We start from the raw sequence: 787 nt of genomic DNA, 5'->3' as shown, positions 1-787 counted from the left end.
AGCACAAGCAGCTCGAGGCGACGATTTCTGGCTTTCTCGGCATGGAGGACACGATCCTCTACGGCTCCTGCTTCGACGCTAATGGCGGGCTGTTCGAGACGCTGCTTTCCGAGGAGGATGCGGTCATTTCCGACGCGCTGAACCATGCCTCGATCATCGACGGCGTGCGGCTGTCGAAGGCGAAGCGTTTCCGTTACGCCAACAACGACATGGCCGATCTGGAAGCGCGGCTGAAGGAGGCAATGGATTGCCGTTTTCGGCTGATCGCCACCGATGGTGTATTTTCCATGGACGGCATCATCGCCAATCTGAAGGGCGTCTGCGATCTCGCCGACAAGTACGATGCAATGGTGATGGTCGACGATAGCCATGCTGTCGGCTTCGTCGGCAAGAATGGGCGCGGCTCGGCCGAGCATTGCGGCGTCGAGGGCAGGGTAGACATCATCACCGGCACGCTCGGCAAGGCATTGGGCGGCGCCTCGGGCGGCTACACGGCGGCGAGCAGGCCGGTGGTCGACTGGCTGCGCCAGCGCTCGCGTCCCTATCTGTTTTCCAACACGCTGATGCCGGCGATCGCCGGCGCCTCGATCCGGGTTTTCGAACTGATCCAAAATGGCGATGCGCTGCGCCAGCGCCTCTATGCCAATGCGGCGCAGTTCCGGTCTGAAATGGGTAAGCTCGGCTTTACGCTGGCCGGCGCCGATCATCCGATCGTTCCGGTCATGCTCGGCGATGCGACGCTGGCGCAGGAGATGGCGGCGCGCATGCTGCAGCGCGGCATCTATGT

General features: G+C 62.5%; 1 protein-coding gene. It reads left to right on the top strand.

The genetic code is table 11. The features are described 5' to 3' along the window. On the top strand, window positions 1-787 hold a 787-nt coding region (locus AC0L2C_RS34140), incomplete at both ends, for a glycine C-acetyltransferase (RefSeq protein ID WP_473525527.1).

This window comes from Mesorhizobium sp. WSM4845, assembly GCF_055811455.1.
Note: the sequence above shows the minus strand (reverse complement) of the source record. Positions and strands in the feature narration are given on the sequence as shown.